Here is a 23,718-nt window from a genome sequence, read left to right as displayed (position 1 = left end):
CGTGCAGTGATAACCCCAATACGAAGAAAGGAGTACGACATGAAGCGGGGCATAGGGTTGTTGACGTCGGGAGCGCTGGTCGCCTCACTGGGCCTGGTCTCTGCGCAGGCACAGGCGCAAACCGATGAAGTCGTCGAGCAGATTGAGCTGGGTCTGGAGCTTTATCAGGAACAGGAGTATGGCGCGGCCATCACCGAGCTCGAGTTCGCCATCAACGATATTCGCAAGCTGGTGTCGGAGCGCATCGCCGAGACCTTCCCCGAGGCGCCCGAGGGGTGGAGTGCCGGTACGGTGGAGTCCGCCGGTGGCGGTGGGGCGGCAGCCATGTTCGGCGGGGGTGGCAGCATGCTGGAGCGCGAATATCGTCAGGAATCGGGTAGCGGTCGGATGACCGCGAAATTGATGATCGACAACCCCATGATTCAGGCGATGTCGGCCATGTTCAGCAATCCGGCGATGATCGCCGCCCAGCCCAACATGGAGCGTATCCGCATCGGGCGTGAGTCCGCGCTGCTCAAGTGGCAACCCGAGCGGGGCAGCGCCGAAGTCTCCTTCCTGATGGATGGCCGTATCCTGATGCAGGTCAACGGCCAGGAGCTGGACTCGCAGGAACCCGCCGTGGAACTGCTAAAGGCATGGGATATGGAGGCCGTCCGGGAGCAGGCTGCGCGCTGAGGTCTGCTCGCAACGTTTTCCCGACCTTGGCGGTTTTTTACGGACGTGTTACAAGCGAAAGGCGGCGAGGCTAATGCCTCGCCGCAGCCTTTTTGATTGATCGATGCCCATGTCTTCGCTTTGGGTTAAAAAAATTAATTAAAATTCGATAATCGACCTGCAAGCCGATTTCGGCCACAGTGTTTTATTATGCCCCATTCATCCCGGAGCTCCGCACCCATGCTGCTATCATTCGGGAACTGTTCATGAATACGCAGAACGTGTTCTCGCTCGACGACTTTCCCGTCGGCTGCCTGGTGTCTGACCTGAAGCGTCAGATTCTATATAGCAATGCGTTCGTCGAGACGCATTTTGGCTATCCCGCCGAGTACCTGGCCGGAGCAGACCTGTTCACCTTGTTCAGTCGGGCTTCCCAGATCATCTACGACAGTTACCTCATACCCCTGCTGATGCGCGAAGGCCATTGCGACGAAATCCGGCTCAACCTGGTGACCCGTTCTGGGGATGCCTTGCCCGTGGTGGTCAATGTACGGCGCGACGAGGCCGGCAGTGAACGTATCTTCTGGAGCCTGACCAGTGCCAGCCAGGGAGAGAAGATGTTCGGGGAGATTGCCGAAGCCAGGGATCTTCTCCAGCAGAAGGTTTCCCAGCTCCATACCCTATCGGATACCGACCAACTGACGGGTTTGCCCAACCGAACCGCGATGACACGCCATCTGAACCAGCAGATCGGGAGCGCGAAAGCCGGTGAGCTGGCGTTTGCCCTGGCTTTTGTCGATCTGGACGGTTTCAAGGAGATCAACGACCGCAACGGTCACCACACGGGTGACAAGCTGCTGCGTCTGGTGGCCAAACGGATGGCCAAAAACCTCAGGAATGACGACTCGATTGCCCGTTTCGGCGGCGATGAATTTGTCGTCTTGATGCACGGTAATTTCAACACCAATACGGCGGAAGAGTCCCTCAACCGGCTGATTCAGCAACTCGCTGAGCCCTTCGAGGTGGATTCCCTGTCCCTGCAGATCTCGGCAAGTGTAGGTGTGACCCTGTATCCACAAACGAAAGAGATCGACCCCGACCAGCTCATGCGTCAGGCCGACCAGGCCATGTACCAGGCAAAGATCGCGGGAGGAAATCAGCTTTGCCTGTTCAATGTAGATCAGGAAAGATTCCTGAGGGACAGGAACGAGGAACTCTCAGCCATCCGTGTCGCCATGGACGCCGGCCAGTTCGAACTCTATTACCAGCCCAAGGTCAACATGCGGACCGGGCAGGTGCTGGGTGTCGAAGCACTGCTGCGTTGGAATCATCCTGTTCATGGCCTGATGGGGCCTGCGACCTTCCTGCCCACCGTCAGTGATACTCCGGTAGGGCTGGTGCTTGGGCGATGGGTCATCGCAAAAGCAATGGTGCAGCTTCAGAACTGGCAAAGGCAGGGTCTGGATCTGCATGTCAGTGTCAACATCGCCGGATACCACCTGCAATACCCGGACTTCCTCTACGATCTCGGGCAGATGCTCGCTGACGCTCCGGGGTTGCCAAAGCACAAACTGGAATTTGAAGTGCTTGAAACCAGCACGATTGAAGACATTGATCACATATCCTCGGTGCTCAACGACTGCAAGTCGCTCGGCATAGGGGTCTCGCTCGATGACTTTGGCACAGGCTATTCGACCCTTGGGCATTTGCGGGATCTGTCGATGGATACTCTCAAGATCGATCGCAGTTTCGTCCAGAATATGCTGATAAACGCTGGCGATCTGGCCATCATCAAGGGCGTCATTGGCTTCGCCCGCGCTTTCCAGTGCGATGTCATCGCCGAGGGTGTCGAGACCCGGCAGCATGGCCAGCGTCTTATCGATCTCGGTTGCGAGTGGGGCCAGGGGTATTACATTGCCAGGCCGATGCCTGCCCAGGCTCTCGAGTCCTGGGTCCATGACTGGCGCCAGGATGGGTTTCACCACAAGTTCCTTGCCGCTGGTGACCAGGACGATGCCAAGTGGAAGGAGGATACGTAACGTGTTGACGAAAGAGAAAATCATTGCTCGCAACAACGTCAATGTCATCGGTTCCGGGCCACAGACGCTGATGCTCGCTCACGGTTTTGGCTGCGACCAGACGATGTGGCATTACCTCACCCCGGAGCTGAGGTCTCACTACACTCTGGTGATGTTTGATTACGTGGGCTCCGGCCAGTCTCAGTTGTCCGCGTTCAGCCGCTCACGCTATGGCTCGCTGGAAGGCTATACCCAAGACATCAACGAAATCTGCGACGCGCTCGAACTTGCCGATGTTCACTTCGTCGGCCATTCGATCAGTTGCACTCTCGGCCTGATGGCATCCATCGCCGAACCCGGGCGTTTCGCCAGCCATATCATGGTGTGCCCTTCGCCCTGTTTTCTGAATGATCCGCCGGACTATCACGGCGGTTTTGAGCGTGTAGATCTGGAAGAATTGATCAGCCTGATGGACAGGAACTACATCGGCTGGGCCACTTATCTCGCGCCCCTGGTGATGGGCACCAATAGCTCCGAGGTGCTGATCGGGGAGATGACGGCAAGTCTCTGCTCCACCGATCCGCTGGTGGGCAAGACATTCGCCCAGGCCACCTTCTTTTCCGACTACCGGCACCTGCTTCCTCAGGCTAGACATCCCTCGCTGCTGCTGCAGAGCAAGACGGATTCATTGGCCAACGAGGGCGTTGGGAAGTACATGCACGCCCGTATGCCGCAGAGCACCTTGCGGGTACTGCCGACGGAAGGACATTGCATTCACATGACGCACCCGGCGTTGGTCCTGGGGGAGATCAGGGCTTGGATGAACCCTTGATGCCAAGCAATACGCATCACGTAGAGGGTCTTCAATTCTTAAGCTTGCCATGCAGGCCTTCCCTGGCCTTATTCGTCAAGTAGCACTGCTGTGAGTGTTGAGCCTTATTCGAGGGTGAAAGGCAAGCTTTCCAGCACCTCGCCGCTGTCCGAGGCCTTGTAGCGGACCTCGTAGTCGCCCGCTGCGCTGGGTGCGAAGAGTTGCAAGGGGCTGCCCTGGCTGGCACGGGCCTCGCGGATGGCGGAAGCATCCGGGGCACTGCCCGCCTCGACGATCTGGATGAAGTCCTCGTAGCGTCCCGGCCCCTGCCAGTTCACCGTGACCACGCCGCCGGCCTCGGGGGTGCCCTCGATGGCCAGGCTGATCTCACCGGCCCCCACGCTGACCGGCTCGCTGGCCAGGGTCCTTCCCGATTGCTGGATCACGTAGCGGACCTCGTAGTCACCCGGCACTTCCGGGGCATCCAGAGTGACCGGCGAGCCTCTGCTGGTACGCACATAGTCGGTATAGCTGCCCTCGGGGGCGCCGGCCTCGACGATGGTGATGTAGTCCTTGGGGTTGTCGGGGCCGGTCCACTCCACCTGGAATTCGCCGCTCGGCACGATGGGTTCGTTGACCATTAATTGCGCCGTGGCGGGGATCAGGCTGATCGGCTGATTGGCTAGGGTACGCCCGGACTGCTGGAGCACGTAGCGGATCTCGAAGTTGCCCAGAGCATCCGGAGCGGTGATCGTCAGCGGCGACCCCCGGCTGGTGCGGGTGTAGTCGAGGTAGCTGCCCTCAGGAGCCCCGGCCTCGACGATGGTGATGTAATCCTTGGGATTGTCGGGACCTTCCCATTCCACTTCGACTACCGAGCCCCCTACGGCCTCCTCGGGAGCCGTGACACTGGCGGATGCCGGGATCAGGCTGATGGGGTGACTGGCCAGGGTGCGTCCGGACTGCTGGAGCACGTAGCGGATTTCGTGGTTGCCCAGGGCATCCGGCGCGGTAATCGTCAGCGGAGACCCCCGGCTGGTGCGGGTGTAGTCGAGGTAGCTGCCCTCGGGCGCCCCGGCCTCGACGATGGTGATGTAGTCCTTGGGATTGTCGGGGCCCTCCCACTCCACCTCGACCACCGAGCCCGTCACGGTTTCCTCGGGGGCGGAAAGGCTGGCTTCCACCGGTGTCAGGGTGATGGGGTGGCTGGCCAGGGTTTCGCCACTTTGCTGATGCACGTAGCGGATCTCGAAATTGCCAAGGGCATCCTGGGCGGTAATCGTCAGCGGTGAGCCACGGCTGGTACGGGTATAGTCGGTGTAGCTGCCCTCTGGAGCGCCGGCCTCGACGATGGTGACGTAGTCCTTGTCGTCGTCCGGCCCCGTCCAGGATACCTCGATCACCGAGCCCGCCGGGGCTTCATCGGGTGCGGTCAGTTCGGCGGCGGGCGGCGGTGCCGGCTCTGGTTCGGGTTCTGGCTCTGGTTCAGGGACGGGTTCGGCCGCGGCCTGTTCCACCTGGCTCAGGGCGCTTGCCAACTCGGCACCGGAGTTGGTCTGAAAGAGCTCCCCGCCGGTTTGCTCTGTCACACAGGAAAGCTGCTGAATCTCGCTATCGGTGAGGCCGAAGCCCACCACATGGGCGCGAATCGCCAGCCCTTGCTCCGCCAGCCGTGCCGCTTCGGCGCAGGGGTCGCCGTCGCAGGTCTCCAGCCCGTCGGTTACCAGGATGATGTCGGCGGCCTCGGCGGTGCGGGGAATCTGCTCGGCGGCGAGACGCAGGCTGTCGGCGATCGGTGTCATGCCCTGGGGATTCAGGGCGCGTATCTGGTCCGCCAGGGTATCGGCATCCTGCAGCTCCATGGCGGCGATGACCTCGATATCCCCGCAATCGCCTCGGCGGTTGTGGCCATAGGCCAGGACACTCAGGGGAACCTCGGGGTCGCGATCCTGGAGATATTCGTCGATTACGTCGCGGGCAACCTCGATGCGCGTGATGTCGCCTTCCATGCGATTCCACATGGAGCCCGAGGCATCGAGCACCATGACCCCCACGCGTTCGGCCATGGCAGGAGTGGCGCTCAGCAGCAATATTGCGGGAAGCAGGGAAACGGATCGGCTCAAGCGGGCCATGCAGCACCTCCAGTTTGCTAAGCATCAACGCACAGCATAGCCAAGGGTGGTGTTGGCGTGCCCCCTTCATTTCGATGGGGGCAGAGGGAGGGCTTTAGCGGACGTGCCGAGCAGGATCGCGTCAGCATTTCCGAAGTCGAGGTGGCTTTTACGGCTTGAGCCGGTAGCCGCTCTTGAAGATCCAGCGCAGCACCGCCAGCGCCGCCCCCAGGAACAGCAGGATCACCAGCAGGCTGACCACCGGGCTGACGTCACTGATGCCGTAGAAGCTCCAGCGGAAGCCGCTGATCAGGTAGACCACCGGGTTGGCCAGGGTCACCGTCTGCCAGAAGGGCGGCAGCATGTCGATGGAGTAGAAGGTGCCGCCGAGGAAGGTCAGCGGGGTGATCACCAGCAGCGGCACCAGCTGCAGTTTCTCGAAGCCGTCGGCCCAGATGCCGATGATGAAGCCCAGCATGCTGAAGGTGGTGGCCGTTAGCACCAGGAAGACCAGCATCATCAGGGGATGCTCGATGGAATAGGGCACGAAGAGCCGGGCCGTGGCCAGCACGATCAACCCCAGGATCATCGACTTGGTGGCTGCCGCGCCGACATAGCCAATCACCACCTCGACATAGGACATCGGCGCCGAGAGGATCTCGTAGATCGAGCCCGAGAAGCGCGGAAAGAAGATGCCGAAGGAGGCGTTGGCCACGCTCTGGGTCAGCAGCATCAGCATGATCAGGCCTGGCACGATGAAGGCCCCGTAGCTGACGCCATCCACTTCGCTGATCCGGGTGCCGATGGCCGCCCCGAATACCACGAAGTAGAGCGAGGTGGAAATCACCGGCGAGACGATGCTCTGCAGCACGGTACGCAGGCTGCGCGCCATCTCGGCGCGATACAGGGTCTTGACGGATTGCAGGTTCATGCGCGCTCCTGAACCAGGCTGACGAAGATATCCTCCAGGGAACTCTGGCGGGTGTGCAGGTCCTTGACCCGCAGCCCTACTGCTTCGAGGTCGGCCAGTAGCCCCGAGATCGAAGACCCCCCTTCCTGGCGGGCCGCGTCATAGCTGTAGACCAGCGCATGACCCTCGTTAGCGAGCTCCAGGCCGTGTCCCGCCAGTGATTCCGGCACTGCCTCCAGCGGCTCCTGCAGGTGCAGGGTCAGCTCCTTGCTGCCGAGCTTGCGCATCAGCGCGTGGGTGTTCTCCACCAGCACGATCTCCCCGCGGCGGATCACCCCGATGCGGTCGGCCATCTCCTCGGCCTCCTCGATATAGTGGGTGGTGAGGATGATGGTCACTCCCTGGTCGCGCAGACTGCGCACCACCTCCCACATCTCGCGGCGCAGTTCCACGTCCACGCCCGCGGTGGGTTCGTCCAGGAACAGCACCTGAGGTTCATGGGACAGCGCCTTGGCGATCAGCACCCGGCGCTTCATGCCGCCGGAGAGCTCCAGCAGCCGGCTGTTGCGCTTCTCCCACAGAGTCAGGGAGCGCAACACCTTCTCGATGTGCGCAGGGTCTTGCTGCTTGCCGAACAGCCCGCGACTGAAGCTCACCGTGTCCCACACCGTGGTGAAGGCCTCGTTGGTCAGCTCCTGGGGCACCAGGCCGATCAGTTCCCGGGCGGCGCGGTAGTCGTTGACGTTGTCGTGGCCATCGACCAGCACCCGGCCGCGGCTGGCGTTGACCAGACCGCAGATCACGCTGATCAGGGTCGTCTTGCCCGCGCCGTTGGGGCCAAGCAGGGCGAAGATCTCGCCCCGCTGAATGGTGAGATCGACATCCACCAGCGCCTTGAAGCCATCCGAGAAGGTTTTAGAGAGCCCCTCGACACGGATCATCGGCGCATCACTCAAGGGTGATGTCTCCGTCGAAATCGAGCGCCAGGCTCAGGCCATCCACCTCCACGGTCACCCGTGCCGGCAGCCGCTCGTCACCCTTGAGGTGCCCGTCGGCGAGCGCTTGCTGAACAGCCTTCTCGATCTCTTGCTGGGTGGTGACGCCCACGTTCTTCAGCAGCTTGCGGATGCTGTGTTGAAAGGCCTCGTCGTTCATTCGCGGCTCCTCCTGTGGTGATCGCTGGGGTTACTAGTCTAACCCGACTGGCGGGGTGATACAGGGGTTGTACAAGAAAAACCGTGCATGGCGACCATGCACGGCATCGACTGGAACGCGCGGGGCGCTCAGTTGCGGTCGGTGATCTCCAGCAGGTGGTAGCCGAACTGGGTCTTCACCGGGCCGTGTACCTTGCCCACGTCGCCCTCGAACACCACCTTGTCGAACTCCGGCACCATCTGGCCCGGGCCGAAGGTGCCGAGCTCGCCGCCCTGCTTGCCGGAAGGGCAGGAAGAGTGCTCGCGCGCGACCTCGGCGAAGTCGCGACCGCCCTCGATCTCCGCCTTGAGTTCGTTACACTTCGCTTCGCTGTCCACCAGAATATGACGTGCGCTTGCCTTGGCCATGAGGCCTCCTTAAGGGTTATCTGATGCAGGTTTAAAAGCGCAAGGATAGCATGCCGACCCAACCGGGTGGACCTTATCGGCGGTGATTGAGCCTGCGTTGCGAGTGATCCGTCAGACGGTGCACGCCATGTCCCCGGCTCGGTTTGTTAGATCCCAGCGAGATCGCCGTGGCAGGGGATGTCTCACGATGATCGCAAACGGCACCAGTGATAGGCAGGAGGTCAAGAGAGATGGTTTGGGTAATCGGCGTGGTGGCATGCCTGACCCATATCGTGGCGCTGCAGTCCCATACCCGGGCCGGCCTGCTGCGGGCGATATCCGTTGCCCTGGGACTGTGGTCCATCCACTTCGCCATGCTCGAGGCGTACGAGACCAGCGCCATCCTGCTGGTGGGGGTTGCCTATAACCTCGGGGTCGCCGCTCGTCCGCGGCGCCGGGTGGCCGCCGTGGCACTGCTGCTTTACCTGATCGGCGCCCTGATGGCGATGTCCCTATCGGGCTGGGTGGTGGCGATCGGTTCGACCTTCTTCGTCGTGGGCGGCCTCATGCGAGAGGTGATGTGGGTTCGCTGCTTCTTTCTCGCCGGCTATGCGAGCTTCGCCTTCAACGGGATGATCGTCGGTTCCTGGATTGCCGTCACCAATGAGACGCTGTTGAGTGCAGGCAACCTGCGCGCGATGTACCGCGACCACAAGAAGCGCCGCCTCCAGGCGGCCGCTGCGAGTCGATAGCCTTGGCATGCTGCCCTTCTGGTCATGAAGGTGAGGATGGCTTGGATGACGGACCTGAAAGCCCCGGCGCAGTGGCCGGGGCAGGGGGCGTGATGACCGGGGGATTACTCGCTGGGTTTATTGGAACGGCTTGAGTTGTAATCCTGTGCAGGGGCTGCACGAAGGCGTGCTTTATCGGCGTGGACCCCGGTGGGGTTGTTGTTCGTCCGAAGACCGGCTGGGTTGTTATCAACGCCGATGACAGTGCCCACATCCCCCTTGCCTCCACCAACACCGCCACCACCACCGCCGTATACGCCGCCATGGCCATCACACAGTGAGGGATGTAGCGACGAGGGATTGTAAGAATAATGTGTGGTGCCATCGCCGCACCTCAGCGAATACTCCGTTAACTCCTTCATCAGTCCTTGTTCGATAGCCGCCTGGGGTGAAAGGGCATGGCTGGATATGGACACTCCCAGCATGAGTGTTGAAGAAAGTAGCGCCGTTGCCTGAGCCTTGTGGTTGAATACGTTCATTTTGTTGCTCCCATTTTTGGTTCTGGTTGTGAAAGAGCCTGGAGGGTAGATCCATACAGCAGACTTGAGCTTAGCTCGTTTGCTTCCCTTATGGGTCGTAGCTCGTCGGGTTTCGGTTCACATCTTTTTCGCGAGAATCGATTTTTTACTGAGCCTGGGTGCTGGAGAGGCAGATCAGGCTGCCCGATCTATCCGGTCTTGCCCTGCGTGGCTCTATTCACAGCAGCTCTTCGTGGGAGCGCTGCTTGCAGCGCGAGGGAGTTGCTGCTCTCGACCCAAAGTGGCTATGGCGCCAAAGGCAGCATATGCGTTCATCCGTGTTAAGACCCGGTGGGCCAAGTCTTGCGGGTCAGTTTTCAACGCAAGCGTCGTCGACACTCGAGGTACTGGCAGGTCCGTTCACCTTTCGACTAGCTTGAAGTCTACCGGCTGATCGAGCCGAGCCCGAGGGCAGGGAGGTGCGGCTCGGCCAATGGGGGTGGCAGCAGCTCGAGCCCGAGATCGGCAAAATGGCCATCTACGCTGTTGTCGCGGCAACTGGAAAGCGAAAGAGGTCAAGTACATGGCAGACGATTTGCGCGACAGCGCCCTGCAGTACCATCGATTTCTCCGCCCCGGCAAGCTGGCGATTCAGGCGATCAAGCCCATGGCCAGCCAGCGGGACCTGTCGCTGGCCTATTCGCCTGGGTTGGTGGCGGCCTGCGAGGAGATCGAACGCGATCCCCTGAATGCGGCCGAGTACACCGCGCGCAGCAATCTGGTGGCGGTGATCAGTAATAGCACGGCAGTGCTGGGGCTGGGTGCCATCGTCGACATGGCGACCACCACGGTGCCGGAAACGGGGGCGGTGGCCAAGGCCGCCATGGAAAGCGGTGTGGCCGCTTGAGCGCCTTCGCCGTGGTCGAGGCGCAGACCGATCGATAACTAGAACAATTCCGACCCAACCAAGAGAGACGATCCATGGCATTCGAAAACTACAACGACTTCGATCCACTGGAAACCCGGGAGTGGCAGGAAGCCGTCGACGTGGTAGTGGAGCGGGTGGGTCCAGAACGGGCGACCTACCTGCTGCACAAGGCGGTGGAAGAAGCCTTCCGGACCGGTGCCGAGGCGCCGGACACGACACGCACGCCCTACGTGAACAGCATACCGCCCCACAAGGAAGCCAAACTGCCTGGCGATGAGGCCTTGCTCCAGCGGCTGACCGCCTACCTGCGCTGGAACGCCATGGCCATGGTGGTGCGCGCCAACAAGAAGCCCGCCGAGCCCGGCGGGCATATCGCCAGCTACGCGTCCTCGGCGGTGATGTACGAGGTGGGTTTCAACCATTTCTGGCATGCCCCCAGCGAAGACCATTGCGGGGACATCATCTATGTGCAGGGCCACTGCGCCCCGGGTATCTACGCACGGGCGTTTCTGGAGGGCCGGCTCACCGAGGAGCAGTTGGAGAACTTCCGTCTGGAAGTGGATGGCAAGGGGATCTCTTCCTATCCCCACCCCTATCTGATGCCGGACTTCTGGCAGGTCTCCACTGTCTCCATGGGTCTGGGGCCGATCATGGCGATCTACCAGGCGCGGTTCATGAAATATCTCCATAACCGGGGGCTGGCCGACACCGAGGGGCGTAAGGTCTGGGCCTTCCTGGGCGATGGCGAGATGGACGAGCCCCAGTCTCAGGGTGCCATCTCCCTGGCCACCCGCGAGAAACTGGATAATCTAATCTTCGTGATCAACTGCAACCTCCAGCGCCTGGATGGCCCGGTGCGGGGCAACAGCAAGATCGTCCAGGAACTGGAAGGCAACTTCCGCGGCGCGGGGTGGAACGTCATCAAGTGCCTCTGGGGGTCGGGTTGGGACGAGTTACTGGCCAAGGACACCAAGGGGCTGTTGCGCAAGCGCATGGAGGAGTGCGTCGACGGCGAGTATCAGAACTTCAAGGTCAAGGGTGGCGGCTACATTCGCGAGCATTTCTTCGGCAAGTACCCGGAACTCAAGGAAATGGTCGCCCACATGTCGGACGACGACATCTATTACAAGCTGGTGCGTGGTGGTCACGACCCGCAGAAGGTCTACGCGGCCTATCACGCGGCGGTCAACACCACCGACAAGCCCTCCGTGCTGCTGATGAAGACCGTCAAGGGCTACGGCATGGGTGAGGGCGGTGAAGGCCAGAACATCACCCACCAGAAGAAGAAGCTGGGCGAGGATCACCTCAGGTACTTCCACAATCGCTTCGACCTGCCCTTCACTGACGAACAGGTCACCAAGGCGGCCTTCTTCAAGCCCCCCGAGGACAGCGCCGAGATGCAGTTCCTGCACGAACGGCGCAAGGCATTAGGGGGCTACCTGCCTCAGCGCCAGCGCAACGGCGATATGCTCGAGGCACCCCCCCTGGACATGTTCAAGCAGGTGCTGGGAGACACCGGTGAGCGCACCATGTCCACCACCATGGCCCTGGTGCGCTGCATGGTCTCCCTGGCCCGAGACAAGACCCTGGGGCCACGGCTGACCCCGATCGTCTGCGACGAGTCACGCACCTTCGGCATGGAGGGCATGTTCCGGCAGATCGGTATCTATGCGCCCGAAGGGCAGAAGTACGTGCCCATGGACGCCGAGGACATCATGCCCTACCGGGAGGATCAGAAGGGCCAGATCCTCCAGGAAGGCATCAACGAGGACGGTGCCATGTCGTCGTGGATCGCCGCCTCCACCTCCTATAGCAACCACGGGGTCACCATGATCCCCTTCTATGTCTACTACTCGATGTTCGGCTTCCAGCGCGTGGGCGACCTGGCCTGGGCGGCCGGCGATATGCTGGCGCGGGGTTTCCTGATCGGCGGCACCTCGGGGCGCACTCCCCTGAACGGCGAAGGGTTGCAGCACCAGGACGGCCACAGTCAAGTGTTCGCCCAGTTCATCCCCAACTGCATGGCCTATGACCCCACCTTCCACTACGAGGTGGCGGTGATCGTGCGTGATGGCCTCAAACGCATGTACCAGGATCAGGAAAACGTCTTCTACTACATCACCACCCTGAACGAGAACTACCACCATCCGGCGCTCCCCGAAGGTGCCGAAGAGGGCATCATCAAGGGCATGTATTCGTTCAGCAAGGCCGAGGGCGAGGGGCCTCGGGTGCAGTTGCTGGGCTGTGGCAGCATCCTCAACGAGGTGATCGCCGCGGTGGATCTACTGCGCGACGACTGGGGCGTGGTGGCCGACGTCTGGAGTTGCCCGAGCTTCAATGAACTGGCCCGCGACGGCCACGCGGTCAAACGCTGGAATCGACTGCATCCCGGCGACACACCGCGCAAGAGCTATGTCGAAGAGTGCCTGGAAGGCACAGAGGGACCGGTTATCGCCTCCACCGACTATATCCGGTTGTTCGCCGACCAGATTCGATCCTTCGTGCCACGGCGATATGAGGTACTGGGCACCGACGGCTTCGGCCGCTCCGATAGCCGCGAGGGCCTGCGCCGTCACTTCGAGGTGGATCGTTATTACGTCACCCTGGCCGCGCTGCAGGCACTGGTCGACGAAGGCAAGCTCGAGAGCGACAAGGTCCGGGATGCCATCGCCAAGTACGGCATCGATGCCGAAAAGCCCAACCCCCTGTACGCCTGAGCCGGAGGAGAACAACAGTGGCCATTCAAGAAATCAAGGTACCGGACATCGGCGACTTCACCGATGTCCCGATCATCGAAATCCATGTCCAGCCCGGTGACAGCATCCAGGCCGAGGACCCGCTGATCACCGTGGAGTCCGACAAGGCCTCGATGGACGTGCCCGCGCCCAAGGCCGGCACCGTCAAGGAGGTCAAGGTTCAGCTCGGCGACAAGGTTTCCGAGGGTTCTACCCTCCTGATGCTGGAGGCGGAAGGCGAAGCGTCTTCTCCTTCACCCGCGGCTCCCGCTGGAGAAGAAAAGCAGTCTCCCCAACAGCCGGCGGCGGCTCCCTCTGCGCCTACCCCAGCGCCTTCCGCGGCACCGCCGACCGGCCAGATCGCGGATTTCAGCCGGGTGCATGCCAGCCCCTCGGCTCGCCGCCTGGCCCGTGAACTGGAGGTGGACCTGCCCCGGGTGCCGCCGACCGGCCTCAAGGGCCGGGTCACCAATGAGGACATCCAGGCCTTCGCCAAGGGCGGTGCTCCCGCGGCGGCCGGCGCTCCGGCGGCTGCGGCAGGTGGCGCTCCAGCCGGCGGCGGGGGCCTGGATCTGCTGCCCTGGCCCAAGGTCGATTTCAGCAAGTTCGGCCCGGTGGAGACCAAGCCGCTGTCGCGCATCAAGAAGATCTCCGGCGCCAACCTGCATCGCAACTGGGTGCAGATTCCCCACGTCACCAACCACGACGAGGCCGACATCACCGACCTGGAAGAATTCCGGGTGCAGTTCAACAAGGCCAACGAGAAGGCGGGCATCAAGGTCAGTATGCTGGCGTTCATGATCAAGGCCGCGGTCGCCTCCTTGAAGCAGTTCCCGGAGTTCAACGCCTCGCTGGATGGCGACAACCTGATCTACAAGCACTACTACCATATCGGTTTCGCCGCCGACACGCCCAACGGCCTGGTGGTGCCGGTGATCCGCGATGCGGACCAGAAAGGCGTGGTCGAGATCGCCCAGGAAATGGGCGCGCTGGCCAAGCTGGCTCGTGACGGCAAGCTCAAGCCCGACCAGATGCAGGGCGGCTGTTTCACCATCTCCTCGCTCGGCGGCATCGGGGGCATCTATTTCACGCCCATCATCAACGCCCCCGAAGTGGCCATCATGGGCGTGTGTCGCTCCTACTGGAAGCAGATCTCGCCGGACGGCAAGCAGTCAGACTGGCGCTTCGTGCTGCCCCTGTCGCTGTCATGGGATCACCGTGTGATCGACGGCGCCGCCGCAGCACGCTTCAACGTGCATTTCGCCAACCTGCTCGCCGATATGCGGCGCATCATCATGTAAGGGGAAACGACACCATGGCAATTGAAATCAAGGTTCCCGACATCGGTGACTTCAATGATGTCGAGATCATCGAGGTGCTGGTCAACCCGGGCGATGCGATCGATATCGAAACCCCGCTGATCACCCTGGAAACCGACAAGGCCTCCATGGATGTGCCGTCCCCGATGTCGGGGACGGTCGGTGAACTCAAGGTCAAGGAGGGTGACAAGGTCTCCGAAGGCTCGATCATCATGTTGCTGGAGCCCGCCGAGACCAATTCCCGAGTGGCGGACCACGACCCGAATCCGGCGGTCCATGAACCCGGGGTCGGCTCGGCGGCGCCCGGCGATGCCGGTGGTGGTTATGGTGGCGGCAGCCTGGAGGAGATTCGGGTACCCGATATCGGCGATTTCAGCGATGTACCCATCATCGAGGTGCTGGTGCGAGCCGGAGACTCGATTCGTGCCGAGGACCCGCTGATCACCGTGGAGTCCGACAAGGCCTCGATGGACGTGCCCGCGCCCAAGTCCGGCAAGGTCGCCGAGGTGCTGGTGGCGGTCGGCGACAAGGTCTCGAAAGGCTCGTCGATCCTGATGCTGCAAGCCGAAGGCCAATCCTCCGCCTCCCAGCCCGCTCCCGCACAAGGAGCGGGGAAGAAGGCGGCGACCGCGCCCGCGCCTGCGGGGGAGACCTATACCGGTGGCGCCGACATCGAGTGCGAGATGCTGGTGCTCGGCTCCGGGCCGGGCGGCTACTCGGCCGCCTTCCGTTCCGCTGATCTGGGTATGAAGACCGTGCTGGTGGAGCGCTATGCCACCCTCGGCGGTGTGTGCCTGAACGTCGGCTGCATCCCCTCCAAGGCGCTGCTGCATGTCGCTTCGGTCACCGAAGAGGCCGGTGCCATGGCCGATCATGGCGTCACTTTCGGCAAGCCGGAGATCGATCTCGACAAGCTGCGCGGCTGGAAGGAAAAGGTCGTCGGCAAGCTCACCGGCGGGCTGGCCGGCATGGCCAAGGCACGCAAGGTCCAGAACGTGCGCGGGGTCGGCAAGTTCCTCGACCCACATCATCTCGAAGTCGCCCTGACCAGCGGCGACGGCCAGGAGCAGACCGGCGACAAGCAGGTGGTGAAGTTCGACAAGTGCATCATCGCTGCCGGTTCGCAGTCGGTGAAACTGCCTTTCCTTCCCGATGATCCCAGAATCGTCGACTCTACCGGCGCCTTGGAACTCAGGTCCATCCCCAAGCGCATGCTGGTCATCGGTGGCGGCATCATCGGCCTGGAGATGGCCACCGTCTACGCTTCTCTGGGTACCCGCATCGAGGTGGTCGAGATGCTCGACGGACTGATGGCCGGCGCCGACCGTGACCTGGTCAAGGTCTGGGAGAAGGTCAACATGCCGCGCTTCGACAATGTGATGCTCAAAACCAAGACCACCGCCGTGGAAGCCGGGGAGGACGGCCTCAAAGTCAGCTTCGAGGGCGATAATGCGCCGGCAGAACCGCAGGTCTACGACATGATCCTGCAATCGGTCGGGCGCACGCCGAACGGCAAGAAGATCGATGCCGACAAGGCCGGCGTGGCGGTCGACGAACGCGGTTTCATCGCCACCGACAAGCAGCTGCGCACCAACGTCGGGCACATCTTCGCCATCGGCGACATCATCGGTCAGCCGATGCTGGCCCACAAGGCCGTGCACGAGGCGCATGTGGCCGCCGAGGCCGCCGCCGGGCAGAAGAGCTTCTTCGACGCCCGCCAGATTCCCTCGGTGGCCTACACCGACCCGGAAGTCGCCTGGGCTGGCAAGACCGAGGATCAGTGCAAGGCGGAAGGCATCAAGTACGGCAAGGCGGTGTTCCCTTGGGCCGCGTCCGGCCGTGCCATCGCCAACGGACGCGACGAGGGCTTCACCAAGCTGCTGTTCGACGAGCAGACCCATCGCATCATCGGCGGCGCCATTGTCGGTACCCAGGCGGGGGATCTGATCAGCGAACTTTGCCTGGCCGTCGAGATGGGCTGTGACCCGGCCGACATCGGCAAGACCATCCACCCGCATCCGACCTTGGGTGAGTCGGTCGGCATGGCTGCCGAACTCTTCGAAGGCGTCTGTACCGATCTTCCGCCGCAGAAGAAGCGGTAGGTTGAAATCCATGGGCCGCTGATGCCACTTCGCCTCCCCTGTCCATCAAACTGGTTGTCAAACAGGGGAGGCGTTTCACTCGAGGACGATCCTGGCTAATCCCCCATGCGCTGATCCGAGCAGTTGGTCACTTGCCGGCGCCGATGGTCAGTCGGAAGGTCTGCAGGCTGTCGAGCTCGAGGCGGGTTTCCTCGGAGAACAGCGGGTGGCCGATCACACGGATGTCGAGGCTCGCTTCGGCACCGCCATAGCTCACCTCGGCACTGATCTGGGCGTCGTTGGTCACGGGTGCCATAGGGGGGAAGTCGATGCTCTTCACCTCCACGGCGGTGAGGCCCAGGTCATCGAGGCGATGTTCGAGGGCACGCTTGATCTCCACACCGTAATAGAAGTAGAGCCCGCCATAGGCCAGGCCGGCCAGCAGGGCGAGGTAAAAGATGAAGCGGACCATGGCCGTCTCCTTGGTGACATTGCCGATGGGGATTCTTATACCACGGGCTAGCGCGGCTGCCATGCTCCTTTGCGGATCACCGGGCAGCCGGCCACCGCGTGGTTGTAGAGGTAGAGCCAGGCGGGACCGAAGGCGGTGGTATGGATGACGCGTTCGTAGTCGCCATGCTTCGGTGTCCGCACCCGGTAGTCTTCCAGCCGATCCAGGTCGGCCAGTAGCCGGGCGCTGACCTCGAATACCTCCACCACGATACCCTGGGAGGTCTCGGGCTTGGCGGCGGGATAGGGTCCGAGATCATAGAGCGTGGCCGAGGTGAGTACGTCCGCGCCCAGGAAGTCGGCGCCTTCCAGCCAGTGGTGGTTGCGCAGCCCGCGCTTCAGGGTGCCGTAGACGGCGACCAGTGGCGTACGGGTAACGGCGAGGGCGGGAGTATGCATGGCGTAAATGCTCCAGAGCGCGGTTATCTGGCTGTGGAGAGCATACCCCCGCCGCCTGGCCCGATGCTATGCCGTCGTCAACCCGGCTCAGCCTTGCGTCATGGCAGTCGCCGGTGAGACGCCCTGAGCCACGGCGGCGTCATGCTGGGCCTTCAGGGCCCGCTGGAAGGCCTCGCGTTTCTGGAGGCGTGCCCAGTAGTCGCTTACGTTCGGCTTGAAGCGCTCGTCCAGCCCCAGGTGACTGGCCAGCAACAGCGCATAGCCCACCGAGACATCGGCGGCGGTGAAGCGTTCGGCGCAGAGCCAGTGCCGTGCCTCCAGGCGTGGCTCCAGGGTCCGCAGCCGGGAAAGGAACCAGCGGCTGTAGTCCTCCACCACCTGGGGCTGTCGGCGTTCCGGGGATTCGAAGTGGCCGTAGCGCAGCACCAGGGTCTGCGGGAAGGTCAGGGTCGATTCGCCGAAGTGCAGAAAGTTGAGGTAGTCGCCATAGGCGGAATCCTGACTGGCTACGTCCAGGCCAGCCTCGGGGTGGCGGGCGGCGAGATACTGGCAGATCGCCGCCGACTCGGTCATGCATACCTCGCCGTCGAGGAGGGCGGGTACCGTACCCAGCGGGTTGATTGCCAGAAAGGCGTCGTCGTGCACGCGCGGCGGGAAGTCGTGCAGGATCAGCTCATAGGGCAGCCCCAGTTCCTCGAGCATCCAGAGGGGGCGGAAGGAGCGGGCGCTGACGCAGTGGTGAAGACGGATCATGGGGTCTCCTGAGGTAATCTTGATCCCTGTCGGGGCAGGCGATGGGGAAAGGCTACTATGCTGCCTTCAGCCTGGGTAGGCGTTGGGTGCACCAGCTGCCACCCTGGGAGATACCCTTGAAGGCCAGAGGAGCCCTCCATGCATATCGCTGTCCTTACCCTCAAGATTGCCCTGCCGGGCTGTGGCTCGTTGAAGGAGAAGCGCCAGCGCATGGGTGGCCTGCACGAGCGTTTCGGACGCTATCCGTCGGTTGCGGTCTGCGAAAGCGGCGATCTCGACCGCCACGATGCCAGCGAGTGGACCTTCGTGGTGGTGGGCAGCGCATCGCGGGAGGTGACGTCGCTGTGCAGCGAGATCGAGGACAAGCTGCAGCGCACGGTAGACGGCCGAGTGCTGGATGCCACCCGGGAATTCCTCTGAGCGTGACGCCCTCGGGCTATTGCCATCCGCCGGGGCACCTGCGATAGCCTGAGGAAACGTCCTGACCCCTCGGGCAACATTCATTTGTGCAACGCCAGACCGGGAGATCATCGCATGTCGCAAGAATCCTGCCTGGGCATCCTGCTGCCCGACGACGGACCGGATGACTACGAGTGGTATTCCCTCGGCGACGAGGTGGCCGGGCTGTCGAGGATCCGGGTGGGCAAGGTGCAAAGCGATGGCCACCATGCGTTGGGTGCGCTGCTGGCGCTGGGCGACGCGGAGCGGTTGGCCCCGGTGGGCAGGACGCTGGTGGAGCAGGGCGGTGCCGAGGCTGTGGTATGGGCCTGCACCAGTGCCAGCTTCATCGGTGGGCTCGATTGGGCCCGTGAACAGAGTGCGGCCCTGGCGTCCCGGCTGGGCGTGCCTGTCACCAGTACGGCGCTGGCCTTCCACGAGGCGCTGGCTGCCCTGGGTCATACCCGGGTGGATCTTCTCAGTCCCTACCCCGACGACGTGACCCTGCGGCTGGTGAGCTTCTTGCGGGAGGGCGGCGTCAGCGTGGTCAACGACAAGGCGCTGGACTGCCCCTATGCCGCCGATTCCCATCGGGCCGACCTGTGCGCGGAGGTGCGTCGCTTCTGCGCCCGCTATCCCGATGCCTCGCGGCCACTGCTGGTGCCCGATACGGCGGTCAATTCGCTGTTCCTGCGTGAGGCCCTGAGCCGCGAGACCGGCCGGGAATTGCTGACCGCCAACCAGGTGACCCTGTGGGCCGGGCTCAAGCTATTGGGCGGCTTCAGCCTCCCGGAAGACCTGGCGGAAGCGTTGCTGGGACCGCTTGCTTCGGTCTGAGCCCCCTCAGAGCCTCGGCAACGGCGTTGGCAGGTTCAGCGCTGCCCGATGGACGTGCAGGGTGAGGCACTAGGCAGGCAATGCCTGGCAAGTGATGCACGGTGAGAAATGCACAGCGACAGGAGCCCCGCCCGGCAATGGGCACCAAGCCTACTTGTGGGAGCGACATTCATGTCGCGATTGGAGGCCGAAGGTCTCCCCGATAATGGGCACCAGCTCCGGATCGCCTGTCGGTGCCATCGCGCAGCAAGCCGGAACGCCGGACCGTGCGCTCCATACGCAGGGTGTCTCGGTCAGCCCCCCTAGGGCTAACTTGGAGCAGACGGAGCAGACATAGGCGCCGCGGTAGGGCAGGGCCTCCAGGCCCGTTTCGCGTAGCCGAGCCAGGTCCGCCTGGCGCCTGGCCATGCAAGCCAACTGCGGAGTCCCTACAATGCGCCCTTGTGCCGAGATTGATACGCCATGCCCGAATCCCTCTCCCATGCCGAACGCTTCGCGCGGCTGACCGATCTGCTGGCCGAGTGGCAGCCGCTGTGGCGGCCCATGCCGTTCCAGCATCGCCGGCTCCCCTGGGCTGAGGCCTATCCCGAGCTCGCCGACAGGCTGCGCTCACTCGATGACGCCGAATGCGCGCGACTGCAGGCCGATCCTTCCACCGATTTTCCCCTGGCCGAGTGGCTGCCGGTGGCGGAACTGGCGGCCCTGGTCGAGCTCCCCGAGCTGCCCGCCGAGGGGCCGGACCTACCAACGCACTGGGCCGAGCACGTGGGCGGGCGCAAGTGGCAGCAGATCGCGGCTTTCGTACCCCGGGTGGCAGCGAAGCCGGAAGCCTCGCTGCTGGAGTGGTGCGCGGGCAAGGGCCACCTGGCCCGGACCCTGGCTCGCCATCTCGATCGCGAGGTCACCGGCCTGGAGTGGCAGGCCGCGCTATGCCGGGACGGCCAGGCGTTGGCCGAGCGGCAGGGCGCCCGGGTGCGGCTGGCTCAGCAGGACGTGCTGGCCCCCGACGCCGCCCGCTGGCTCGCGGCGGATACCCGGGTGGCGGCCCTGCATGCCTGCGGCGATCTGCACGGGCGGCTGATCGAGCTGGCCGCCGAGCAGGGCAACGCCGTGACCCTGGCGCCCTGCTGCTATCACCGCACCATCGAGACGCACTATCGCCCCTTCTCGCGACTCGGGCGCGAGCTGGTCGCCGAACACGGCTTGTCGCTCTCCCGCGAGGACCTGGCCATGGCGGTGCAGGAGACCGTAACGGCCCCGCGCCATGTGCGCCGCCATCGTGAGCGCGCCAATGCCTGGCGGCTGGGCTTCGATGCCCTGCAGCGCCAGGTACGGGGCCTGGATACCTACCTGCCGGTGCCGAGCCTCGCCTATGGCCGAATGCCTGACAGCTTCGCCGGGTTCTGCCGCTGGGCGGCCGAACGCAAGGGGCTATCACTACCGGCAGGCGTCGACTGGGGCGCCTTCGAGCAAGAAGGTCAACAACGCCAGGCCGAGGTCACCCGTTTCGAGCTGGTCCGCCACCTCTTCCGTCGCCCGCTGGAGGTGTGGCTGGTGCTGGACCGCCAGCGGCGCCTCGAGGAGGCGGGCTTCAGGGTCGAACTCGGCACCTTCTGCGACCGCGCGCTGACGCCGCGTAACCTGCTGTTGCGCGCTTCGCGTGGCTAACGTCCCTCATCCCCACGTTTTGCCAGCCAGGCCTGGAAGTAGTCCTGGATGCGCCCCAGGGTCTGGGCGTACCAGGCCTCGTCCTTGGTCAGGGCCCGTTCGGCATTCAGCGGATGGGTGGGGATGTGCAGGCGCATATCCACGCCACTGTCGGGGTGGGTGGTGACGCGTACGGCCGCCGAGCGACGGGCCGGGCCATAGGGGATATGCCTTGCCAGGTCGGCGAGGCGCTCGGTGGTAGTGGCGAAGCGCAGGAAGTCGCGGGCCGCCTCGGGATGCGGAGCACCGCGAGGGATCGCCCAGGTCTCGTGTTCCTGGACCTGACCGTCCCAGAGAATCTCGATGGGCACCCCGCGGTTGACCATGGCATCGAAGAAGCGCCCGTTGTAGCCCGAGGCCATCACCACCTCGCCCTCGGACAGCAGCCGCGGCGGGGTGTCGCCGGCCTCCCACCAGCGGATATCCTCCAGGTCGTCAAGGCGTTCCAGCGCCAGGTCGAGGCCGCGCCGGGTGCTCAGCAAGCCATAGAGCTCCTCGTGAGGCACGCGATAGGAGAGCAGCGCCCATTCCAGGTTGACCGCCGGGGTACGCTGCAGCGCCCGAGGCCCCGGGAAACGCTGCTGGTCGAAGAGGTCCTCGATGCCGTCGGGACGCGTGCCGGGGAAGGCATCACGGCGATAGGCGACCACGGTAGCGAAGATGCTGTGGGTGATGGCACAGCGCCCGAAGGCGTCGGGCACGAAGTCCTGCTCGGGTGGCGTGCCGTCCGGGGCTGGCGCGAGCAGGGCAGGCGAGAGCGGTTCGAGTAACCCCTCCGCACAGGCAACCATCGCCTCGCTGCGGGTCATGTCGATCAGGTCCCAGGGCACCTCGCCCTCCTCCACGGCTCGGCGCAGGTCCTCCAGCCCCCCATCGTATTGTGCCACCTCGATGCGCGTGCCGGTGGCGGCGGTATAGGGCGCGAACAGGGCAGCCTGCTGGGCGCGCTCGTAGGCCCCGCCCCAGCTCAGTACGCTGAGAACGCCGTCGTCTGCCTGGCCGGGCGCGGTCGCGAACAGCGCCAGCCACACCATGCTCGCCAGCCGCCTTACGCTTATCCCGTGCCATGTTCCTCCCGTCTCAGTTCATCGCCGTGTGCCAGGTAGGCGCGGGTAATGCTCGACTCGAAGACCACGCCCCGGAAGGCGTCGTCCGCGGCGGCGTCGACCACCGGCAGGGCCTCGCCGGTGACGTCCTGCAACTTGGCCATGGCGTCCCATAGCGAGGTGTCCGGCTGCAACACCGGCCGTGCCAGTGTCGCCACTTCTCCGACCCGCGCCGGCCCGCTCGCCGACTCGCGCGCGGCCTCAAGGTCGGCCAGGCTCACGCAGCCTCGGTAGCGCCCCTGGTCATCGACCAGGTACCCCTCGCCATGCCGGGCCTGGCACAGGGTGGTCACCGCCTCGGCCACGGGCGTCTCCGGATGCAGGGTCACGCAGTCCTCGCTCAGGTACTCGGTCACGGGCGTGGTGCGCAGCACGGCACGTCCGCGCCCGGCGGAAAGGTCCAGGCCGCGGCGCTCGAGTTGAATGTCGAACAGCGAGCGGCCGAAGAGCTGGGCGGCGATGGGGCTGGCCAGGGTCACACTGGCCAGGGCGGCGGTAGTCAGCGCATAGCTGCCGGTCAGTTCGAAGACGATCAGCAGACTGGTCAGGGGGGCGCCGATCACCGGAGAGGTCACCGCCACCATGCCGCACACGGCATAGAACACGAAGGTCTCCTGGGGCGCGCCGCTGAGCTGGCCGACCAGGCTGCCGCAGAGCGCACCGAACAGGGTGCCGATGACCAGCGCCGGGCTGAACACCCCGCCGCTGAAGCCCATGCCCAGGCAGAGCCCGTGGCGGCGATCTTGAGCACCAGTACCAGCAGCAGCTCGGCACTGCCGAAGGCGCCGGCAATGGTGGCGAAGCGCAGGGTCTCCTGGCCGATGCCGAGGATGTCGGGAATCCACAGCGCGGTGAGGCCCAACAGGGCGCCGGCCATAGCGGGGCGCAGCGGTGCGGCCAGCGGCAGTGATTTGGCCAGGCGCGTGACCACCAGGAAGGTGTGCATGTAGGCCCCGGCGACCAGGGCCCCCAGGCCGCCGATGGCGAGGAAGGCCACGAACTCCCAGGGGAGGGGTACGGCGGTGTCGGCGACGTGGAAGAGGGCGCCGCGGTCGAGCACGTTGGTGGCGATCACATAGCCGACCAGGGCGGCCGCGGCCACCGGGGCGAAGGCGCGTAGTGCGTAATGGCGCAGTACCACCTCATGGGCGAAGACGATGCCCGCCAGAGGAGCGTTGAAGGCGGTGGCGATGGCCGCGGCCACCCCGCAGGCGATGGTGATGTTGTCGTCGGAGCGCCCCAGGCGCAGCAGTCGGGCGACCAGCGAGCCCAGGGTGGCGCCGAGATGGACCAGGGGACCGTACTGGCCCACTGAGGCCCCGGACCCCAGCGAGACCAGAGCGCTCAGTGCCGAGAGCCCCCCGGCCCGTGCAGGCAGCCGGCCGTGGCGGGTCTGAACCGCGGCGATCACGTCGGCCGGGGTATGGGGACGCTGCTCGGGGATCTTGAGGTGCAGCAGGCCGACCAACAGGCCACCCAGCGCTGGCACCGCGATCGTGGCGGCCAGTAACAGCCCAGGATGGTCGAACATCATGCGGCTGCGCGGCGAGATCAGCAGCAGGTCATTGAGGGCCAGCACCGCGCTGACGAAGGCCACGGCGAGCAGGGCGG

At 63.9% G+C, this 23,718-nt stretch carries 22 protein-coding genes and 1 pseudogene; 11 read left to right on the top strand and 12 right to left on the bottom strand.

Annotated features, from left to right (window positions below):
* The first annotated feature begins 39 nt into the window (after nucleotides 1-39).
* The 3 genes from U5L98_RS11635 to U5L98_RS11625 all read left to right on the top strand — a co-directional run bounded on the left by U5L98_RS11635 (nucleotide 40) and on the right by U5L98_RS11625 (nucleotide 3,504).
* On the top strand, nucleotides 40-675 hold the full coding sequence (locus tag U5L98_RS11635; RefSeq protein ID WP_322558454.1) for a hypothetical protein: 636 nt from the start codon (nucleotides 40-42) through the stop codon (nucleotides 673-675).
* A gap of 245 nt (nucleotides 676-920) precedes the next feature.
* Nucleotides 921-2,693 (top strand): putative bifunctional diguanylate cyclase/phosphodiesterase, encoded by a 1,773-nt coding sequence (locus U5L98_RS11630; RefSeq protein WP_322558453.1) that lies wholly within the window; start codon nucleotides 921-923, stop codon nucleotides 2,691-2,693.
* Between the two features lies 1 nt (nucleotide 2,694).
* Nucleotides 2,695-3,504 (top strand): alpha/beta hydrolase, encoded by an 810-nt coding sequence (locus U5L98_RS11625; RefSeq protein ID WP_322558452.1) that lies wholly within the window; start codon nucleotides 2,695-2,697, stop codon nucleotides 3,502-3,504.
* Between the two features lie 104 nt (nucleotides 3,505-3,608).
* On the opposite strand, the gene U5L98_RS11620 is transcribed toward U5L98_RS11625, so the two are convergent.
* From U5L98_RS11620 to U5L98_RS11600, 5 genes are all read right to left on the bottom strand, one after another.
* Nucleotides 3,609-5,615 carry a vWA domain-containing protein gene (locus U5L98_RS11620; protein ID WP_322558451.1) on the bottom strand — a complete coding sequence of 669 codons (2,007 nt, stop codon included), beginning with the start codon at nucleotides 5,613-5,615 and terminating at the stop codon, nucleotides 3,609-3,611.
* A 148-nt stretch (nucleotides 5,616-5,763) separates the two neighbouring features.
* Entirely contained in the window at nucleotides 5,764-6,525 is a 762-nt protein-coding gene (locus U5L98_RS11615; protein ID WP_322558450.1) for an ABC transporter permease, read from the bottom strand.
* Nucleotides 6,522-7,445, bottom strand: coding sequence for an ABC transporter ATP-binding protein (locus tag U5L98_RS11610; protein WP_322558955.1), 924 nt, complete (start codon nucleotides 7,443-7,445; stop codon nucleotides 6,522-6,524). The genes U5L98_RS11615 and U5L98_RS11610 overlap by 4 nt, the downstream gene beginning before the upstream one ends.
* A gap of 7 nt (nucleotides 7,446-7,452) precedes the next feature.
* The gene (locus U5L98_RS11605) at nucleotides 7,453-7,659 is read right to left on the bottom strand and encodes a DUF6494 family protein (protein WP_151444125.1); all 207 of its coding nucleotides are present in this window, start codon (nucleotides 7,657-7,659) and stop codon (nucleotides 7,453-7,455) included.
* Nucleotides 7,660-7,787: 128 nt separating this feature from the next.
* On the bottom strand, nucleotides 7,788-8,066 hold the full coding sequence (locus U5L98_RS11600; RefSeq protein WP_322558449.1) for a peptidylprolyl isomerase: 279 nt from the start codon (nucleotides 8,064-8,066) through the stop codon (nucleotides 7,788-7,790).
* 230 nt (nucleotides 8,067-8,296) lie between these two features.
* Here U5L98_RS11600 and U5L98_RS11595 point away from each other — a divergent pair, with 230 nt between their 5' ends.
* Nucleotides 8,297-8,797 (top strand): YgjV family protein, encoded by a 501-nt coding sequence (locus tag U5L98_RS11595; RefSeq protein ID WP_322558448.1) that lies wholly within the window; start codon nucleotides 8,297-8,299, stop codon nucleotides 8,795-8,797.
* A 104-nt stretch (nucleotides 8,798-8,901) separates the two neighbouring features.
* Here U5L98_RS11595 and U5L98_RS11590 read toward each other — a convergent pair whose 3' ends face one another.
* Nucleotides 8,902-9,315, bottom strand: coding sequence for a hypothetical protein (locus tag U5L98_RS11590; protein ID WP_322558447.1), 414 nt, complete (start codon nucleotides 9,313-9,315; stop codon nucleotides 8,902-8,904).
* Nucleotides 9,316-9,877: 562 nt separating this feature from the next.
* Here U5L98_RS11590 and U5L98_RS11585 point away from each other — a divergent pair.
* The 4 genes from U5L98_RS11585 (at nucleotide 9,878) to lpdA (ending at nucleotide 16,378) form a co-directional block, all read left to right on the top strand.
* Nucleotides 9,878-10,201 (top strand): hypothetical protein, encoded by a 324-nt coding sequence (locus U5L98_RS11585; RefSeq protein ID WP_322558446.1) that lies wholly within the window; start codon nucleotides 9,878-9,880, stop codon nucleotides 10,199-10,201.
* 74 nt (nucleotides 10,202-10,275) lie between these two features.
* Entirely contained in the window at nucleotides 10,276-12,939 is a 2,664-nt protein-coding gene (aceE, locus tag U5L98_RS11580) for a pyruvate dehydrogenase (acetyl-transferring), homodimeric type (RefSeq protein ID WP_322558445.1), read from the top strand.
* 17 nt (nucleotides 12,940-12,956) lie between these two features.
* Nucleotides 12,957-14,258 (top strand): dihydrolipoyllysine-residue acetyltransferase, encoded by a 1,302-nt coding sequence (aceF, locus tag U5L98_RS11575; RefSeq protein ID WP_322558444.1) that lies wholly within the window; start codon nucleotides 12,957-12,959, stop codon nucleotides 14,256-14,258.
* A 14-nt stretch (nucleotides 14,259-14,272) separates the two neighbouring features.
* Nucleotides 14,273-16,378 carry a dihydrolipoyl dehydrogenase gene (lpdA, locus tag U5L98_RS11565; RefSeq protein WP_416208240.1) on the top strand — a complete coding sequence of 702 codons (2,106 nt, stop codon included), beginning with the start codon at nucleotides 14,273-14,275 and terminating at the stop codon, nucleotides 16,376-16,378.
* Between the two features lie 127 nt (nucleotides 16,379-16,505).
* Here lpdA and U5L98_RS11560 read toward each other — a convergent pair whose 3' ends face one another.
* The 3 genes from U5L98_RS11560 to U5L98_RS11550 form a co-directional block, all read right to left on the bottom strand.
* On the bottom strand, nucleotides 16,506-16,892 hold the full coding sequence (locus U5L98_RS11560) for a hypothetical protein (RefSeq protein WP_322558443.1): 387 nt from the start codon (nucleotides 16,890-16,892) through the stop codon (nucleotides 16,506-16,508).
* Nucleotides 16,877-17,266 (bottom strand): gamma-glutamylcyclotransferase family protein, encoded by a 390-nt coding sequence (locus U5L98_RS11555; protein ID WP_322558442.1) that lies wholly within the window; start codon nucleotides 17,264-17,266, stop codon nucleotides 16,877-16,879. Before U5L98_RS11555 ends, U5L98_RS11560 begins: the two co-directional genes overlap by 16 nt.
* An 87-nt stretch (nucleotides 17,267-17,353) precedes the next feature.
* Entirely contained in the window at nucleotides 17,354-18,019 is a 666-nt protein-coding gene (locus U5L98_RS11550; RefSeq protein ID WP_322558441.1) for a glutathione S-transferase family protein, read from the bottom strand.
* 138 nt (nucleotides 18,020-18,157) lie between these two features.
* Between U5L98_RS11550 and U5L98_RS11545 the strand changes: the two genes are divergently transcribed.
* From U5L98_RS11545 to U5L98_RS11535, 3 genes are all read left to right on the top strand, one after another.
* Complete coding sequence (locus tag U5L98_RS11545) at nucleotides 18,158-18,439, top strand: DUF503 domain-containing protein (RefSeq protein ID WP_322558440.1); 282 nt, start codon at nucleotides 18,158-18,160, stop codon at nucleotides 18,437-18,439.
* 114 nt (nucleotides 18,440-18,553) lie between these two features.
* Nucleotides 18,554-19,294 (top strand): hypothetical protein, encoded by a 741-nt coding sequence (locus tag U5L98_RS11540; RefSeq protein ID WP_322558439.1) that lies wholly within the window; start codon nucleotides 18,554-18,556, stop codon nucleotides 19,292-19,294.
* Nucleotides 19,295-19,756: 462 nt separating this feature from the next.
* A complete protein-coding gene (locus U5L98_RS11535) occupies nucleotides 19,757-20,962 on the top strand; it encodes a methyltransferase (RefSeq protein WP_322558438.1) in 1,206 nt (401 codons plus the stop codon).
* On the opposite strand, the gene U5L98_RS11530 is transcribed toward U5L98_RS11535, so the two are convergent.
* The 3 genes and pseudogenes from U5L98_RS11530 to U5L98_RS11520 form a co-directional block, all read right to left on the bottom strand.
* On the bottom strand, nucleotides 20,959-22,035 hold the full coding sequence (locus tag U5L98_RS11530) for an extracellular solute-binding protein (protein WP_322558437.1): 1,077 nt from the start codon (nucleotides 22,033-22,035) through the stop codon (nucleotides 20,959-20,961). The two genes, U5L98_RS11535 and U5L98_RS11530, sit on opposite strands and share 4 nt — an antisense overlap.
* 20 nt (nucleotides 22,036-22,055) lie before the next feature.
* Nucleotides 22,056-22,412 carry a CBS domain-containing protein gene (locus tag U5L98_RS11525; RefSeq protein WP_322558953.1) on the bottom strand — a complete coding sequence of 119 codons (357 nt, stop codon included), beginning with the start codon at nucleotides 22,410-22,412 and terminating at the stop codon, nucleotides 22,056-22,058.
* A 216-nt stretch (nucleotides 22,413-22,628) separates the two neighbouring features.
* Nucleotides 22,629-23,638: pseudogene (locus U5L98_RS11520) on the bottom strand (chloride channel protein); the annotation flags it as partial.
* Nucleotides 23,639-23,718: the final 80 nt, after the last annotated feature.

The organism is Halomonas sp., from assembly GCF_034520545.1.
Classification (GTDB): Bacteria; Pseudomonadota; Gammaproteobacteria; order Pseudomonadales; family Halomonadaceae; genus Halomonas.
The sequence above is the reverse complement of the archived record's forward strand: the minus strand, read 5'-3'. Positions and strand labels throughout refer to the sequence as shown.